The following is a 15591-nucleotide window of genomic DNA, read 5'->3' as shown; positions in this document are numbered from 1 at the left end:
CACCAGCCGGGCGACGAGAGCTGTTGACGGGCAAAGGAACTACGACAAATTTCACACCCAGGTATGGACGGGGTTACCTTCGCGCATGTTCTCCACGTAGTCACGCAACATGTCGGCGAGGGCCGTCGGCCGGTCGCGGCCCCTCGCTTCGAGGTCCGCTACCCTGCGGCGCTGCCAATGCGCCCCGGTCCGACGGTTCGCACACCGTTCCTCGACGACAGTCAGGTACCGTCCGCGTGCCGCAGCCGAGACCCCGAGCGCCGTCAATCCTTGGTCGGCCAGTGGTAGCAGCGTGTGCAGAATCAAGTCGGCCGCATCCACACGCCCCGTTTCCGGCCAGTGCAGCGTGGCGTCGAGTCCACACCTGGCACCCAGACGCAGGTTCTCGCGCGCCGTATCGAAGGACATCTGCGACCACAGCGGCCGGTCCGCGTCGACCAGAGCCCGCACCACTCCGTAGTAGAACGCGGAATTCGCCAGCATGTCCACGACGGTCGGACCGGCCGGCAGCACTCGATTCTCGATGCGCAAATGCGGTGTGCCGTCGACGCAGTCGTACACCGGCCGGTTCCATCGGTAGACGGTTCCGTTGTGCATCCGCAGTTCCGCCAACTCCGGTACACCGCCCGCTTCGAGGACGGCGAGTGGATCGGCGTCGTCCAGTTCCGGCAGCAACGGCGGGAAATATCGCGAGTTCTCTTCGAAGAGATCGAGCGCCGAATCGATCCACCGCTCACCGAACCAGACGCGCGGGCGTACTCCCTGATTCTTCAGTTCGACGGTGCGGGTGTCGGTGGCCTGTTCGAAAATCGGCACCCGAGTCTCGTGCCACAGCGCTCGGCCCGCGAAGAAGGGCGAGTTCGCAGCGAGCGCCACCTGCACTCCCGCTATCGCCTGCGCCGCATTCCAGTGTGCGGCAAATGCTTCCGGAGCCACCCTGAGGTGAAGTTGGAGCGACGTGCACGCGGCTTCGGGCACCACCGAGTCGGTGTCGGCTCGAAGTGCCTCCTGTTCGCCCCCTAATAACGCCTGCCCGACGACGTCGAGTTCGATGTCTTCACCCCTGGCTGCGAATATCTGATCGTTGAGCAATCGGTAGCGCGGGTTCTCGGTGAGCCACTTCCGATCCAGATGTTCGAGCTGCAGCGTCGGGAGCATGCCGATCATCACCAGGTCTGCGTCGTGCGTGCGAATGCGCGCGTCGGCGATGTCGAGTGAACAGCGCACCGTGTTCTCCAGATCGACCATGGCGTCACCGCGCAGCGGCGATGGCTCGACGTTCATCTCGACGTTGAACTGCCCCAGTTCCGTCTGGAACACCGCCGAATCGTCGATGGACTCCAGCACCTCCCGGCTGCTCATCGCCGGTGACATGTCGGCTGCCACGAGGTTGAACTCGATTTCCATCCCGATCAAGGGTTCCGGCTCGACCGACGCATCGTGGAAATGTCCGTCGGCGAGCATGCGATTCAACGCGGTGATGCTCGCGTGAACCTTGTCCCGAAATCTACGACGGTCTGCTCGGGTGAACTCTCGGGATCGAACCTGCGCACCCATCGATACTCCCTTCGCCGATCTACCGGTCACATCGAGGCTATCGGGCGAGACGCGGACCGCAACGACAAACGCGGCGCTCGCCGGCGATGAAGCCGGAGAGCGCCGCGATCGGCGGGATGTTCCTCGAAGGACTAGCTGTTGTCGACCCACGTGACGGCGACACCGCGCGACTTCAGCCACGCGGCCGGGTCGACCTTGGCGCCGTTCTCCGCGACCTCGAAGTGCAGGTGCGGGCCGGTGGACTGGCCGCGATTGCCGACGGTGGCGATCTGTTGACCGGCCGCAACCCGCTGCCCGACTGCCACCTGATAGTCGTTGACGTGGCCGTAGGTGGTCACGGCGCCGTCGTCGTGCTGCACTCGAACCCAGAGTCCGAAACCCGAAGCGGGTCCGGCATCGATGACCTGGCCGGCGGCTGCGGCAAGGATCGGGGTACCGATCGGTGCGGCGATGTCCAACCCACCGTGATGCGCTCCCCATCGAGCACCGAACGTGGACGTCAAGGTCCCGGCGACGGGTTGAACGGTCGGCGCCGCCGAGTTGGGTGCAAAACTTCCCAAGAACTGTTGCACCTGGGTATTCAGGCCGGCGATATTGGACAGCTCCGGCAGTACTGCCAGTTCGGTGGGAACGACCACTCCCTCGGGCAACAAGCCTTGTGGGATCTCGAATCCGGCAATCGTCTGAGTCGCGGGTGCAGCAGCGGCAGTGCCTGCACCCATCTGGCCTGCGCCGACCAGGAGTGCACCGGTAGCGGCGGCCACGACGCCCGCCTTCACCCCGGCTCCCGGGCCGGTGGACGGAACGCGGTGGCGACCGGTTGCCGCTTCGGGATCGATCTCGAATGCGGCAGTCGTATTGCCCGTGCGGTGGTGGTCTCCCACAGTGTTCACTCCGTCAGTCGTCGGCCTGCAGCGTGCTTCCGGTGAAGCTCGCCCCTCTGTATCTGTCTGACGAAGAATGTAACAGTTTGGTCAAGGCCGCCGCTACCGTTACCAAATGTTGACCGAATCTATTTCTCCTCGGTCGACCGACTGGCGTCGAGATCCGCCTTGAAGGCCTCGTAGCGGGCCCGGTGCGCGGGTCGTCGACGAATCACAGCCCACGCGACCGCGAGCACGAGGAACCAGATCGGCGTGACGAGAAGTGCCTGCCGAGTGTCGTCCTTGGTTGTCAACGCCCACACGATGAACACGAAGAACGCCAGCACCACCCAGCACATCACGACGCCACCCGGCATCTTGAACTTCGACGCCTCGTGCAGGTGCGGGCGACGCTTCCGGTACACCAGGTAGCTGGCCAGAATGATCGTCCACACGAACATGAAGCACAGCGCCGAGATGGTGGTCACCACGGTGAACGCGTTGATCACCGAATCCCCGGACGCCAGCAGAATCAGCGACGCGAGCAGGAAGATGCACGAGAACATCAGCGCGTTTGCGGGTACCTTGCGAGAGTTCAGCCGGCCCAGCTTCTTGGGCGCATCACCTTCCTGAGCGAGGCCGAACACCATCCGAGAAGTGGAGTAGATTCCCGAGTTCGCCGACGACGCCGCCGAGGTGAGAACCACGAAGTTGATCACCGAGGCCGCGATCCCCAGCCCGGCGAGGGTGAACATCGCCACGAACGGGCTGTTCTCCGCGCTGATCTCACGCCACGGGGTCACCATGATGATCACCGCGAGTGCGACGACGTAGAAGAGCAGGATACGAATCGGGATGGAGTTGATCGCCTTCGGCAGGTTCTTCTCCGGGTCCTTCGCCTCGGCCGCCGTGGTTCCCACCAATTCGATCCCGACGAACGCGAAGACCGCGATCTGGAAGCCGGCGACGAAGCCCATGAATCCGGTGGGGAACATGCCGCCGTCGTTCCAGAGGTTCGACACGCCGGCGGTGGAGCCGTTCGGCGCGGTGAATCCGGCGACCACCATGACGATGCCGACGATGATCAGGGCGACGATGGCGATGATCTTGATGAGTGCGAACCAGAACTCGGTCTCACCGAACGCCCTGACTGTCGGCAGGTTCAGCAGCAGCAGCGCCGCGATGGTCAGGAGTGCGGGAATCCACGCGGCCAGCCCCGGCCACCAGTACTTGAAATAGCCGGATATCGCGATCACGTCGGCAATACCGGTCACGATCCAACAGAACCAGTACGTCCAGCCGGTGAAGAAACCCGCCCAGGGACCGAGGAGATCAGCGGCGAAGTCGGAGAACGACTTGTACGTGCTGTTGGAGAGCAGCAGTTCTCCCATGGCACGCATGACGAAGAACAGCATGAAGCCGATGATCATGTACACGAACAGCACGGACGGACCGGCCAGGGAAATCGTCTTGCCCGATCCCATGAACAGTCCGGTACCGATCGCTCCGCCGATGGCGATCAGCTGGATGTGGCGATTGGAGAGCTGGCGGGACAGGTGGGGGTCGGCGCCGGACACTACGGTCCGGTCGGTGGCGTTCACGTCGTCTGACACGGTGGATCCCCCTCGTTCGTTCGGTTCGTCGACGGCCGCCACGACGGCGACCACCGCCGTGCCGGTGGAAATATGTTGTATCAAGGTACGCGCGCCCACGAGCGCATCGCGCGCCGGAATCGTCGCACCGATAATGTTGCGGGGTGAACACTCCCAGCGCTGCACGTAACGACGGACGTATTTCCGCCACGATGTTCGACTTCTCCGGCACCTTGTTCCGGCTCGAGGAGAACGACAGCTGGAGCGAGCACCTCGTCGATCACACCGGAGCGCCGTTGGACGTACACGCGCAAGCAGAGTTGATGCGCCGCATGACGGCACCGGTCGGTCGAACCGTGGAGATGGACGAAGCCGGAATCCATGCCTGGGAAAACCGTGATCGCGACCCCGCACTGCACCGTCGCGCGTACCTGGACGTACTGAGCAAGTCCGGTGTCCCGGATCCGGTGCGTGCCACCGCGCTCTACGACTTGCTGATCGACCCGAATCAGTGGGTTCCGTACCCGGACACAGGTGAGGTACTGAAGACATTGTCGGAGAACGGAATCCGCACTGCGGTACTCAGCAACATCGCCTTCGACATCCGTCCGGCGTTCGCCGACCGCGGCTGGGACACCTGGGTGGACGAATTCGTGCTCTCGTTCGAGGTCGGCGCGGTCAAGCCGGAGGCCGCGATCTTCGAGTACGCCCTGGCCCAGTTGGACGTCGATGCCGACCGAACACTGATGGTGGGCGACAGCGACGTCGCCGACGGCGCAGCACGCGACGTCGGTTGCGCGTTCGCACTCGTGCAGCCGCTTCCGACCACCGAACGCCCGCACGCACTCCTGGACGCGGTGCGGAAGTTCGATCTGCTCTGATCGGCGTCAGAGCCCTTCGGTGAGGTCCCGCAGCGAGGCGTAGCGCTCGCGAACGTGCGGCGCAGGTTCCGCCTCGAACCGTTGTTCTGCAGGTTTCGCCCAGCTCGGGGGACGCGCATCGCCGGAGAGCGTCCAGGCAGCCTGCCGGCATGCGCCCTCCGCGACGTACTCCCCCGGACTCGGAATCACGACGGGGACACCGAGAATCGCGGGCGCGATCTCGCAGAGAGCACGTGATTTCGCGCCGCCTCCCACCAGCAGCACCCGCTTGACCTCGACACCTTGACGCACCAGATCGTCGACACCGTCCGCCAACCCGCACAGCAGTCCTTCGACGGCGGCACGGGCGAAGTGCGCGGGAGTGGAGTTCTGCAAGCGGAATCCGTGCATCGCACCGGTGGCGTCGGGGCGGTTGGGAGTTCGTTCCCCCTCGAAGTAGGGAATCATCACCAGGCCGTCGTTGCCCATCGGAGCGGAGAGTGCGAGCTGGGACAGTTCGTCGTGATCGACACCGAGAATTGCGGCGGTCGCATCGAGAATGCGCGCGCCGTTGAGGGTGCACACCAGCGGTAGGTGCAGTCCGGTGGCGTCGGCGAAACCAGCCACGTTCCCGCTGGGATCATGGGTCGGCGAAACCGAGACGGCCGACACCACGCCCGAAGTTCCGATCGAGATCACGACGTCGCCGGGTGCGGCGTCCAATCCCAGTGCAGCAGCGGCATTGTCGCCGGTACCCGGTCCGATCAATCCACCGAAGGACGTGATGCCGGTTTTCTCGTTCGGTGCCGCGAGCCGTGGAACCAGTGGAACTCTGCCGCGAAAAGCCAACTCCAGCAGATCGAGGCGGTACTCGCGCGTCGCCGCCGAAAAATATCCGGTTCCACTGGCGTCGCCGGCGTCGGTGGCCAACTGATCGAGTGATCCGCTGCCGCCCAATTTCCAGGACAGCCAATCGTGCGGAAGGCACACTGCGGCAGTTCGATCGGCGTTCTCGGGTTCGTGGTCGGCGAGCCAGCGCACCTTCGCGGCCGTCACTGCGGCCAGCGGTACCACCCCCACCGCTTCCGCCCAGGCCTGCGCGCCGCCGAGTTCGGCGACCAGGTCCGATGCGGCGCGCGCCGAGCGGGTGTCGTTCCAGAGCAGTGCGGGCCGGACCACCGCGCCGTCACCGTCCAGACAGACCATGCCGTGCTGTTGAGCTCCGACCGAGACGGCATCGACGTCGTCGAGACCACCGGCCGACGCGACCGCGATGTCCATGGCTTCGAGCCAGAATTCGGGGTCGATCTCCGTGCCGGCCGGATGCGGCGCCCGACCCTGACGAATCAGCTGCCCCGTATCCGCGTCTCGGACAATGACCTTGCACGACTGCGTGGACGAGTCGATTCCTGCTACGAGCGCCACTCGGTGTCCTCTCCGGCGCGTCGTCAGCTGGCGGTTGCGACTGCCCGTATCCGGTTACTGCGCTTACGCAGCGATCGTACGTATTCTGCCCGTTCGGTCTCGGTCATTCCACCCCAGATACCGTACGGTTCGTGCACGGACAGCGCGTGCTCTCGGCACTGCTGAAGGACGGGGCAGCTCGCGCATACCTTCTTGGCATTCGATTCGCGGTTCTCGCGGGCGTGTCCGCGTTCGCCGTCCGGGTGGAAGTACACCGCGGAATCGTGCCCACGGCACGCTCCCTGCAGCTGCCAGTCCCACACTTCGGTCGTCGGGTAGGGCATCGGAAGATGCTTGTGCATGCTGATTACCTCAATTCCTGACAAATGGTGCACGATCGGCGGGCGGAAGGCCGGTCGTGCAATGCGGCCCGATCAACGTGTCCGGACGCCCCGATTCAAACGGTGAGCGCAGATCGAGGACAGCTCGGACTTGTCCGGCGGCGTCAACGGCGCGACGTCAGCCTCGAGGATCGACTGCAACCTGCGGAAATACTCGGCTGGAGCCAAACCGAAGGTCACGAAGATCTCCTCGTCCGGTCCACCGTCGAATTGCCGCCACTTCCTGGCGAACTCCACGATCTCTTGTGTGTCGGTGCGGCTCATCAGGTTCTCCTGTCTGCGCGCCCGCTGGCGGGTAGCCGCTGAAACCGTGATCGAACCGACGACGCTTCAGCGGACTGGTATTCGACTCGGACCCGGGACGCCGTAGGAGTGAGTCAAGACACAGCATAAACGCACTTCTGCATTTTGACAATACGTACTTATGCTTTTCTAAGACTTAAGTGAGGGATCTTTCGCACACTGAAGATCACCCATTGGGATGCTTGAATAGAGCAATGACTCGACCGTCCATGACTCCGGCCACAGCGGGAGAGGTATTCACGCTGATTCGAGGCGGCGCGGCCACCACCCGCAGTGAGATCGGCAAACTCACCGGACTGTCCCGCACAGCAGTGTCCGCCCGCGTCGCCGCTCTGCAATCGCTCGGTCTGATCGCCGACGACGAAGAGGGCCCCTCCACCGGCGGTCGCCCGCCTGCGACGCTGGCGTTCGCCGATTCGGCCGGCGTGGTGCTGGTAGTGGCCATCGGACGTTCTCGGGCCCAGTTGGCCGTCACCGATCTTGCCGGGGCGATCCTGGCCGCCGAGGATGTCGACAAGCCGGTCAACGTCGGTCCAGACGATCTCATGCCGGACATCGCCACCCATCTGACTTCGCTGCTCGACCGCGTCGACCGCAAGGGCGACGACGTCATCGGCGTCGGGCTGAGCATTCCCGGAACCGTCGACATGACCGCCGGCGCAAGTCTGGATTCACCGATGATGGCCGGCTGGGACGGCGTGGCTCTCGCGCCGTATCTCACCTCGGTCACCGACGCGCCGCTGTTCGTCGACAACGATGCCAACGTCATGGCGTTGGCCGAGTTGAGTGAACGCCGGGAAAGCGCACCCAATCTACTGATGATCAAGGCGTCCACCGGACTCGGTGCCGGAATAGTGCTCAACGGTGTACTGCAACGCGGTTCGATCGGCGCTGCCGGCGAAATCGGCCACACGAAGACCGCCGCCGCACGCGGAATGAAATGCCGCTGCGGCGACGTGGGATGTGTCGAAACCGTAGCCAGCGGTTGGGCTCTCGTACACGCGTTGCAAGATCAGGGCCGCGACGTCGGCCATGTTCGCGACGTCATCCGCCTTGCGCTCGACGGTGACGGTGAGGCCAGACGCTTGATCCGCAGCAGCGGACGGCTCATCGGAGACGTCATCGCCGGTGCCGTCAACCTCCTCAACCCCGACGTGCTGATCATCGGCGGCGACATGTCCGAGGCGGACGAACTCTTCCTCGCCGGACTCCGAGAATCCGTCTACGGCAACGCAACTGCGCTCGCCACTCGGAAGTTGCACATCGCCTCGGTCAGTCACGGCGCACAGTCCGGCATTCTCGGCTGCGCAATCCTGGTCCTGGACCACCTACTCAGCGCCAGACAGATCGACCTTCGCCTGGCGGGCGGCCCCGGCGCCTGACGCTCGTCGCCTCCGCTTCGCCTGGAGCCACTGCCCTTGACCTAGCTAAATAGAATGCTAGCATTCTAGCGTGAGCGATGACGACGTGAAACAGTTCAACGTGTATCTACCCGTCGGGTTGATCAAGCGCGTGAAGTACCACGCGATCGAGGCCGAGTCCTCCCTGTCCGCACTGGTCGCGGACGCATTGGCCTCGTACCTCGACACTCACGACCGAAGCTCGACCACATCCGAGTAAGGACACGACATGAAGACCGAAGGCATCGAGGCAGTATTTCTGGAAACCCACAACTGGGGTAAGTCTGCAAAGTTTCTGCAAGCCTTGGGATTCGAGGTGGAGTTCGAGACCGGTCACGGCTCGGGCCAACTCCGCGGTCGCGTCGGACCCCCGGTATTCGTCGCCGAGGTACCCGCCGAACAGGACACCACGACACTGCTCGTCCTCAAAGCCGACAACGAGGATGCACCGGATGATTCGACGGTAGAGGTCGTGACACCGTTCGCCGACACCCATTACGGGACAAGGGAAATGACTGTCCGCGATCCCGACGGCCGGATCTGGAGTATTCAAACTCCCGCCGCCGGGTAAACCGAAACGGCCTCGACACCGGGCGTGGTGTCGAGGCCGTTTCGTCGAGACACGGTCGGTCAGGCGTTGGCCGCCTTGTATTCGCGACGACGGCGATGCAGGATCGGTTCGGTGTAACCGCTCGGCTGCTTCGCGCCGTCGAGGATCAGCTCTTTCGCGGCCTGGAAGGCGATGTTCGAATCGAAATCCGGTGCCATGGGCCGGTAGTCGGAGTCGCCGTCGTTCTGGCGATCCACTATCGGCGCCATGCGCTCGAGAGCGGAGACGACGTCCGCTTCGGTGACGATGCCGTGGCGGAGCCAGTTTGCCAGCAACTGACTCGAGATCCGCAGGGTGGCACGGTCCTCCATCAGTGCGACGTCGTGGATGTCAGGAACCTTCGAGCAACCGACGCCTGCGTCGATCCAACGCACGACATAGCCGAGGATGGACTGGCAGTTGTTGTCGAGCTCTTCCTTCTTCTCCGCTTCGGTCCAGTCGGTGCTGGGCGCGAGAGGGATGGTGAGGATGTCGTCGACGGTCGCGCGTGGCTTGCCCTTCAAACCGTCCTGCACGGCGAAGACGTCGACCTGATGGTAGTGGGTAGCGTGCAGGGTTGCGCCGGTGGGCGAAGGAACCCAGGCAGTGTTGGCGCCGGCTTTGGGGTGACCGATTTTCTGCTCGAGCATGTCGGCCATCAGATCCGTCATCGCCCACATACCCTTGCCGATCTGCGCCTTGCCCTGCAAGCCACATGCAAGTCCGGTGTCGACGTTCCAGTCTTCGTACGCGCCGATCCACTTCTGCTGCTTCATGGCGGCTTTACGGACGACGGCGCCCGCCTCCATCGAGGTGTGGATCTCGTCGCCGGTCCGGTCGAGGAATCCGGTGTTGATGAACACCACTCGCTGCGAGGCTTGTTCGATGCAGGCGGCGAGGTTGACGGTGGTACGCCGTTCCTCGTCCATGATCCCGACCTTGATCGTGTTTTCGGGCAGGCCGAGGACCTGCTCGACGCGGCCGAACAGCTCGGTGGTGAACGCGACTTCGTCCGGACCGTGCTGCTTGGGCTTGACGATGTAGATCGAACCGGTGCGGGAGTTGTCGTGCGGCCCGTTGGCATCGCTGATCGACAGACCGTGAACGGCGGCGGCACTGGTTATCAAGGCGTCGAGGATGCCTTCGGGGATTTCGTTGCCGTCGGCGTCGAGGATCGCCGGGTTGGTCATCAAGTGTCCGACGTTGCGCACGAACAGCAGTGAGCGGCCGTGCAGCGTCAGGTCGCTGCCGTCGATCCCGGTGTAGACACGGTCGTTGTTGAGGGTGCGGGTGAACGTCTTCCCGCCCTTGGCGATTTCTTCGCTGAGGTCACCGCGGTTGAGGCCGAGCCAGTTACGGTAGCCGACCACTTTGTCGTCCGCATCGACCGCGGCAACGGAGTCTTCGAAGTCCATGATGGTGGTGACCGCGGATTCGAGGACGACGTCCTTGACTCCGGCCGGATCGGTGGATCCGATCGGAGAGGAGGCGTCGATCTGGATTTCGGCGTGAAGTCCGTTGTTGCGCAGCAACACGCTGGTGGGTGCAGATTTGTCGCCGAGGTAGCCGACCAACTTCTCGGGCTGCGCCAAGGTTGTGGTGGTGCCGTCTGCGAGAGTGACTGCCAGTTGATCACCATCGATGACGTAGGCGGTGCTCTCAGCATGTGATCCGGTGGCCAACGGGGCAGCCGTGTCGAGGAAATCGCGGGCCCAGGCGATGACTTTGTCACCGCGAACCTTGTTGTAGCCGCTGCCCTTCTCCGCACCGTCGGTTTCGGGGATGGCGTTGGTCCCGTACAGGGCGTCGTAGAGCGATCCCCAGCGGGCGTTGGACGCGTTGAGCGCGAAGCGGGCGTTGAGGATCGGGACCACCAACTGCGGGCCGGCGGTGGAAGTGATCTCGGTGTCGACGCCGGTGGTGGTCACCTGGAACGGGGCCGGGGTGGGAAGCAGATACCCGATCTCTTGCAGGAACGCCTTGTACTCGGCCGGATCGGGAGTCCCCGGGTGGGCGCGATGCCAGGTGTCGATCCGAGTCTGGAGATCGTCGCGGACGGCGAGGAGGGCTCGGTTCTTCGGGGCGAGATCGGCGACGATGCCGTTGGCGCCCGCCCAGAACGTGTCCGCGTCTATACCGGTACCGGGGAGCACTTCCTCGACCACGAAATCGTGGAGAACTTTCGCGACCTGCAAACTGCCGACCTGAACACGCTCAGACATGTTTAGCCTCACTATTTCCGACAACACAGCGCCAACTGGGCGGCGCCGAGGACACCTACGTGCTGCAGCCCACCCGACGGGATCGAGCCGGCCACAACGCCTGAACATCACATTTCCATATTATGGAAGTTTGCTTTTGCTCAGTGGAATAAGTGTGCCACAATTGCGATGGGTGGATCATCCAGTCTGCGAAAAACCATTTCCACGATGCGATAATCTTGTGGTCGGCGTTGAGAATCGGGAAGACGAAAATGAGCACTCCAGCGGTACCGAAAGCATCTGGCGGTGTCCAGTCGGTCGAACGGACCTTCGACCTCCTCGAGAAGATCGCCGACGCCGGCGGCGAGATGACGCTCAGCGAACTGGCTTCGCAATGCGACCTACCACTACCTACCATCCACCGACTTCTCAAGACGCTGATCGGCATCGGCTACGTCCGGCAGTTGCCCAACCGCCGATACGGTTTGGGGCCGCGCCTGATCCGGTTGGGCGAAATCGCGAACAGGCAACTCGGTGCGGTTGCCACTCCGTTCCTTCGGGAGCTGGTGCAAACCTTGGGTGAAACGTCCAACATGGCGGTACTCGACTCGGAAATGGTCGTCTACCTCTCCCAGGTCCCCTCCCCGCATTCGATGCGGATGTTCATCGAAGTCGGACGCCGAGTCAGAAGTCACGACACCGGTGTGGGAAAGGCGATTCTGGCACAGCTCGGCGACGCCGAGGTCAAGAGCATCGTGGAACGAGCAGGCATGGACACCCCCACCCCCACCAGCCACGCAACTCTCGATTCCCTACTGATCGACCTCGCCGAAATTCGCGCCAGGGGCTACGCACTGGACGAGCAGGAACAAGAGCTCGGTGTCCGATGTGTTGCCATGTCGGTTCCCGGCGCCCCTGTGCCCATGGCTATTTCGGTGTCCGGCCCGATATCGCGGGTCACCGACGATTTCATCGCTCGCGCCGTACCCGAGTTGACGGCGGCAGCGGCCCGGATTTCATCGGCTCTCGACAACGCCGTGGGCTGACCGAATACGCCGACAACGGTTACGCCGGCACCCGGTCGAGTCGTAACTGGATCGGCGGGCAGTTGCAGCGCACCCGCCCGGCTCACCCGCCAAACGAATCACCCGAACATATTCACGACAAGTCCACACCGAAATCTCGGACGAGTCGACAGTGGCGGAGCGAGCTCGAAACAGCTATTCATGCGCGATTGATTCTTGTCCGAACTATCGCGCCCTCGTCGGTGACCCCGCTCGAATGTATCGAGTCCTCGCACTCGTCCAGTCGGCGCCCCCGGAGCCGACGACCGAGCGCTCACCACGGAACAGCCCTGCATGGCGGGTCAAGCGTCTCACCAATTCAACTGTTAAAGAGAGAATCACACCGATACTCGGAAACTTCCACACAGTGGATCCGGATGCAATACCTTCCCGAGATCTGGCGACGACCCGAGTGTTCGGACTCGCCACGGCGGAGTCCGCCGGTGACACCTCAGTATTGCCCTGGGTTCGCCTGTGTCCGGGATGGATGTCGCGGTACTCGATCCCACTGCGGCTCTACACGAGATAATCCCGGCCAGAACCCGCCCCTAGGGCCCGCGAACGCCCACCGAGCGCCGACTTCACAGCTCAGCTGCCGGCCCGCTACACTAACTAGCGCACCCGCGCGAGTGGCCGGTTCATCCCGACTGCGCACACGGGAGCATCGGCATCATCGAAACGAGGAATACCTGGTCAGATCAGGTATTGACGGCGATTCGGTATGCTCCCCGCCCTCGTAGCTCAGGGGATAGAGCATTCCTCTCCTAAAGGAAGGGTCGCAGGTTCGAATCCTGCCGAGGGCACGTCCATGCCAGTTTCTCGCGCGTAGCGGCGCATTCTCGGCGTCGGTTCCGGCGACGCCTGCGAGCCTGGATGTCGCTGCATTTCAATTGCCCAACCGGCGCCGCCTCCCCGGTGTGTTGTCGAATATCAGGAATACGTCTCGCCCTTCGTCAGGGGCGCCGGCACCTGGCCGAGCATCGGAGTAGGCACGATCGGGTAGATCTCGAGTCCGGGGCGAGTCGATCATCTCGCTGTGAAAGAGACTGGGCCGGTACGGCAATCGGTCACGGGTGTCGTCCGGCTGCCGTACATCTCGATACTGGCCGGCACCGTGACGCGCACCTCGGTGTTTCGTCCGGAAAACCGGCAACTTTTCGTCCGGTTTCACCAAATCTGTAACACTGAGGGTTTGGCACGCGTAGACGAGGACGGTTCGTGAAGACACACCTGCTGAAGATCTCGACTGCACTCGGTTTGCAATTCCTGGCTGTGCTGATCCTGTTTCTCGTCTTGGGAATACTGGGCATCGACGGAACTCCGAGCTGGGTGTACGCAGCAGTCGGCGCATTCGTCTTCAGTGCGGCGTGGGCAGCCCAAGAGAATTCCGGGAAGAACTGAATCGACGGCGGCAGGGGGACCGAGGCACCGGCGCCGACGCGCAATCGAGTGCACCAGCCGCCCACCTGCTGATAATGTTCCGTTTTGTCGGTATTACCGCGTGGGTTCTCCTCCTCCGCGTCACAAGGGCACGCACCACGAAAGGCACGATCATGAGTACAGATGCTCAGAACTCGGCCAAGACACTCGCGACACCGCGCAACATCGTCGCGGCCGTACTCGTGGTGGTGGCCGTGATCTTCATTCTGCAAAATCGAGCCACCACCACGATTCAACTCTTCTGGGTGTCGGTGAATTCACCGTTGTGGCTCACCCTTGTCGCCGTCCTTCTCGTCGGCTGGATCGCGGGTCTGCTCACCACGCGCCGCAAGAAGACGAAAGGCTGACTCACACAACGTGAAAGCGGCGATCACCGTGAGGTGATCGCCGCTTTCGGGTGCACGGGTGTCAGTGGGCGACGACGAGCTGTCCTTCAGGTGCGGCCGCCAGCTTTCCGGCCGGGAGCAGGAAGGCGGAGATGACCGCCCCGACCGCGAAGATCGCGGCCGCCCACCAGAAGGTGGTGGTGTAGCTGTGTACAGCCGCTACCGCCTGATTGAGCGGGGTGATGTCACGACCCGAGAGGTACGAGGTCGCTGCGCTGGCGGCGATGGTGCTCAGCAAGGCGGTGCCGATCGAGCCACCGATCTGCTGCATCGTGTTGACCGTTGCGGAAGCCACGCCCGAATCCTCCGGTGCCACTCCGGTGATCGCAGCTTGCATACCGGGCGCGAACACCATGCCCATGCCGAGTCCCATCAGCAACAGGCCGGGCAGGATGTGCAGGCTGTAGGTACTGTCCACCGCGAGCTGCGCCAGCAAGGCCAAGCCCACTGCGGCGAGAACCAAACCGAGGGTGATCAGGAATCGCGGCCCGAACCGGGGCAACAGCACTGCCGTCGAACTGGTCGCCGAGACGATCATCGCGGCGACCATCGGCAGGAAGGCGACGCCGGTGATGATCGGGCTGTAGTTCAGGATCGTCTGCAGGTAGTAGGTGAGGAACAGGAAGACGGCGAACATTCCGGTGCCGCTGATGAACATCGCCGTGTAAGCGCCGCCACGAGTGCGGTCCAGGACGATGCGCAGTGGCAACAGCGGGTGAGCCACCCGGGTTTCGATGACGACGAACGCCACCAGCAGCGCTACACCGGCGATGAGCCAGGCCAGCGTGCCGCCGCTTGCCCAGCCGTGCGACTCGGCGTGCGAGAAACCGTAGACGATCGAAAACAGGCCGGCCGAGACGACGATCGTGCCGGGGATGTCCAGCTTGGGGCGGTGCTCGGACTTGTGAGGTGCCATCATCGTCAGGGCGCCGACCAGTGCGATAGCTGCGAAGAACAGGTTGACGTACAAGCTCCAGCGCCACGACGTCCACTCGGTGAGCGCGCCACCGAGCAGCAGTCCGACCGCGCCGCCTGCGCCGGCGACAGCACCGAAGATGCCGAATGCCTTGGCTCGCTCGTCAGGCTTGGTGAAGGTGGTCGCCAACAGTGACAGTGCCGCGGGCGCGAGCAGTGCGCCGAAGACGCCTTGACCAGCTCGTGCTGCGACGAGCATCGGGAAATTCACGGCCGCGCCGCCTACCGCGGACATCACCGCGAAACCGATGAGACCGATGACGAAGGTGTTGCGACGCCCGAAGAGGTCGGAGAGCCGGCCACCGAGCAGCAGTAGGCTGCCGAACGCGAGCGCGTAGGCGGTGACGACCCACTGGCGGTCACCGTCGGAGAATTCGAGTGACTTCTGCGCTGCGGGAAGCGCGATGTTCACGATTGTCGCGTCGAGAACGACCATGAGCTGGGCCAGGGCGATGATCGCCAACACAAACCAGCGCAAGCGATGTTCCCGTCCCGACGTACCCGAGGCCGCCGCCTCCGGATTGTTGAGTTCGGTGGTGGTCATGAAGAACCCCTT

Annotated in this window: 15 protein-coding genes and 1 tRNA gene; 8 read left to right on the top strand and 8 right to left on the bottom strand. The window is 63.4% G+C overall.

The window, feature by feature from the left end:
• Positions 1-51: 51 nt before the first annotated feature.
• From ABH922_RS03280 to cycA, 3 genes are all read right to left on the bottom strand, one after another.
• On the bottom strand, positions 52-1557 hold the full coding sequence (locus tag ABH922_RS03280) for a glutamate-cysteine ligase family protein (RefSeq protein ID WP_424805564.1): 1506 nt from the start codon (positions 1555-1557) through the stop codon (positions 52-54).
• A 131-nt stretch (positions 1558-1688) separates the two neighbouring features.
• Complete coding sequence (locus tag ABH922_RS03275) at positions 1689-2441, bottom strand: M23 family metallopeptidase (protein WP_424805563.1); 753 nt, start codon at positions 2439-2441, stop codon at positions 1689-1691.
• A gap of 128 nt (positions 2442-2569) precedes the next feature.
• A complete protein-coding gene (gene cycA / locus ABH922_RS03270) occupies positions 2570-4033 on the bottom strand; it encodes a D-serine/D-alanine/glycine transporter (RefSeq protein WP_424809544.1) in 1464 nt (487 codons plus the stop codon).
• Between the two features lie 191 nt (positions 4034-4224).
• Here cycA and ABH922_RS03265 point away from each other — a divergent pair, with 191 nt between their 5' ends.
• Positions 4225-4893 (top strand): HAD family hydrolase, encoded by a 669-nt coding sequence (locus ABH922_RS03265; protein ID WP_424809543.1) that lies wholly within the window; start codon positions 4225-4227, stop codon positions 4891-4893.
• A gap of 6 nt (positions 4894-4899) precedes the next feature.
• Here ABH922_RS03265 and xylB read toward each other — a convergent pair whose 3' ends face one another.
• From xylB to ABH922_RS03250, 3 genes are all read right to left on the bottom strand, one after another.
• A complete protein-coding gene (xylB, locus tag ABH922_RS03260; protein ID WP_424805562.1) occupies positions 4900-6297 on the bottom strand; it encodes a xylulokinase in 1398 nt (465 codons plus the stop codon).
• A gap of 23 nt (positions 6298-6320) precedes the next feature.
• Positions 6321-6638 carry a WhiB family transcriptional regulator gene (locus tag ABH922_RS03255; protein ID WP_424805561.1) on the bottom strand — a complete coding sequence of 106 codons (318 nt, stop codon included), beginning with the start codon at positions 6636-6638 and terminating at the stop codon, positions 6321-6323.
• A 72-nt stretch (positions 6639-6710) separates the two neighbouring features.
• Positions 6711-6941, bottom strand: coding sequence for a DUF3263 domain-containing protein (locus ABH922_RS03250; RefSeq protein WP_424805560.1), 231 nt, complete (start codon positions 6939-6941; stop codon positions 6711-6713).
• Between the two features lie 233 nt (positions 6942-7174).
• On the opposite strand from ABH922_RS03250, the gene ABH922_RS03245 reads away from it, so the two are divergent.
• From ABH922_RS03245 to ABH922_RS03235, 3 genes are all read left to right on the top strand, one after another.
• The gene (locus tag ABH922_RS03245; protein WP_424805559.1) at positions 7175-8362 is read left to right on the top strand and encodes an ROK family transcriptional regulator; all 1188 of its coding nucleotides are present in this window, start codon (positions 7175-7177) and stop codon (positions 8360-8362) included.
• A gap of 70 nt (positions 8363-8432) precedes the next feature.
• Complete coding sequence (locus ABH922_RS03240; protein WP_424805558.1) at positions 8433-8600, top strand: CopG family transcriptional regulator; 168 nt, start codon at positions 8433-8435, stop codon at positions 8598-8600.
• 9 nt (positions 8601-8609) lie between these two features.
• Positions 8610-8951, top strand: coding sequence for a VOC family protein (locus ABH922_RS03235; protein ID WP_424805557.1), 342 nt, complete (start codon positions 8610-8612; stop codon positions 8949-8951).
• A 59-nt stretch (positions 8952-9010) separates the two neighbouring features.
• Here ABH922_RS03235 and ABH922_RS03230 read toward each other — a convergent pair whose 3' ends face one another.
• Positions 9011-11191 (bottom strand): malate synthase G, encoded by a 2181-nt coding sequence (locus tag ABH922_RS03230; RefSeq protein WP_424805556.1) that lies wholly within the window; start codon positions 11189-11191, stop codon positions 9011-9013.
• 251 nt (positions 11192-11442) lie between these two features.
• Here ABH922_RS03230 and ABH922_RS03225 point away from each other — a divergent pair, with 251 nt between their 5' ends.
• The 4 genes from ABH922_RS03225 to ABH922_RS03210 all read left to right on the top strand — a co-directional run bounded on the left by ABH922_RS03225 (position 11443) and on the right by ABH922_RS03210 (position 14021).
• On the top strand, positions 11443-12216 hold the full coding sequence (locus ABH922_RS03225) for an IclR family transcriptional regulator (RefSeq protein ID WP_424805555.1): 774 nt from the start codon (positions 11443-11445) through the stop codon (positions 12214-12216).
• A 748-nt stretch (positions 12217-12964) separates the two neighbouring features.
• Positions 12965-13037, top strand: a tRNA-Arg gene (locus tag ABH922_RS03220).
• A gap of 415 nt (positions 13038-13452) precedes the next feature.
• Positions 13453-13635, top strand: a complete 183-nt coding sequence (locus tag ABH922_RS03215; RefSeq protein WP_424805554.1) for a hypothetical protein — start codon at positions 13453-13455, stop codon at positions 13633-13635.
• Between the two features lie 152 nt (positions 13636-13787).
• Positions 13788-14021, top strand: a complete 234-nt coding sequence (locus ABH922_RS03210; protein WP_424805553.1) for a DUF1049 domain-containing protein — start codon at positions 13788-13790, stop codon at positions 14019-14021.
• Between the two features lie 61 nt (positions 14022-14082).
• On the opposite strand, the gene ABH922_RS03205 is transcribed toward ABH922_RS03210, so the two are convergent.
• Positions 14083-15579 carry a DHA2 family efflux MFS transporter permease subunit gene (locus ABH922_RS03205; protein ID WP_424805552.1) on the bottom strand — a complete coding sequence of 499 codons (1497 nt, stop codon included), beginning with the start codon at positions 15577-15579 and terminating at the stop codon, positions 14083-14085.
• Positions 15580-15591: the final 12 nt, after the last annotated feature.

The organism is Rhodococcus sp. 27YEA15 (assembly GCF_049739425.1).
Lineage (GTDB): Bacteria > Actinomycetota > Actinomycetes > Mycobacteriales > Mycobacteriaceae > Rhodococcus_F.
The sequence above is the reverse complement of the archived record's forward strand: the minus strand, read 5'-3'. Positions and strand labels throughout refer to the sequence as shown.

Bases quoted from the DNA above. Each gene is read 5' to 3' on its own strand.
- ABH922_RS03205 (WP_424805552.1), bottom strand. From the start codon at position 15,579: ATGACCACCACCGAACTCAACAATCCGGAGGCGGCGGCCTCGGGTACG.
- ABH922_RS03255 (WP_424805561.1), bottom strand. From the start codon at position 6,638: ATGCACAAGCATCTTCCGATGCCCTACCCGACGACCGAAGTGTGGGAC.
- ABH922_RS03245 (WP_424805559.1), top strand. From the start codon at position 7,175: ATGACTCGACCGTCCATGACTCCGGCCACAGCGGGAGAGGTATTCACG.
- ABH922_RS03250 (WP_424805560.1), bottom strand. From the start codon at position 6,941: ATGAGCCGCACCGACACACAAGAGATCGTGGAGTTCGCCAGGAAGTGG.
- ABH922_RS03280 (WP_424805564.1), bottom strand. From the start codon at position 1,557: ATGGGTGCGCAGGTTCGATCCCGAGAGTTCACCCGAGCAGACCGTCGT.
- ABH922_RS03210 (WP_424805553.1), top strand. From the start codon at position 13,788: ATGAGTACAGATGCTCAGAACTCGGCCAAGACACTCGCGACACCGCGC.
- ABH922_RS03230 (WP_424805556.1), bottom strand. From the start codon at position 11,191: ATGTCTGAGCGTGTTCAGGTCGGCAGTTTGCAGGTCGCGAAAGTTCTC.
- ABH922_RS03265 (WP_424809543.1), top strand. From the start codon at position 4,225: ATGTTCGACTTCTCCGGCACCTTGTTCCGGCTCGAGGAGAACGACAGC.
- ABH922_RS03225 (WP_424805555.1), top strand. From the start codon at position 11,443: ATGAGCACTCCAGCGGTACCGAAAGCATCTGGCGGTGTCCAGTCGGTC.
- ABH922_RS03235 (WP_424805557.1), top strand. From the start codon at position 8,610: ATGAAGACCGAAGGCATCGAGGCAGTATTTCTGGAAACCCACAACTGG.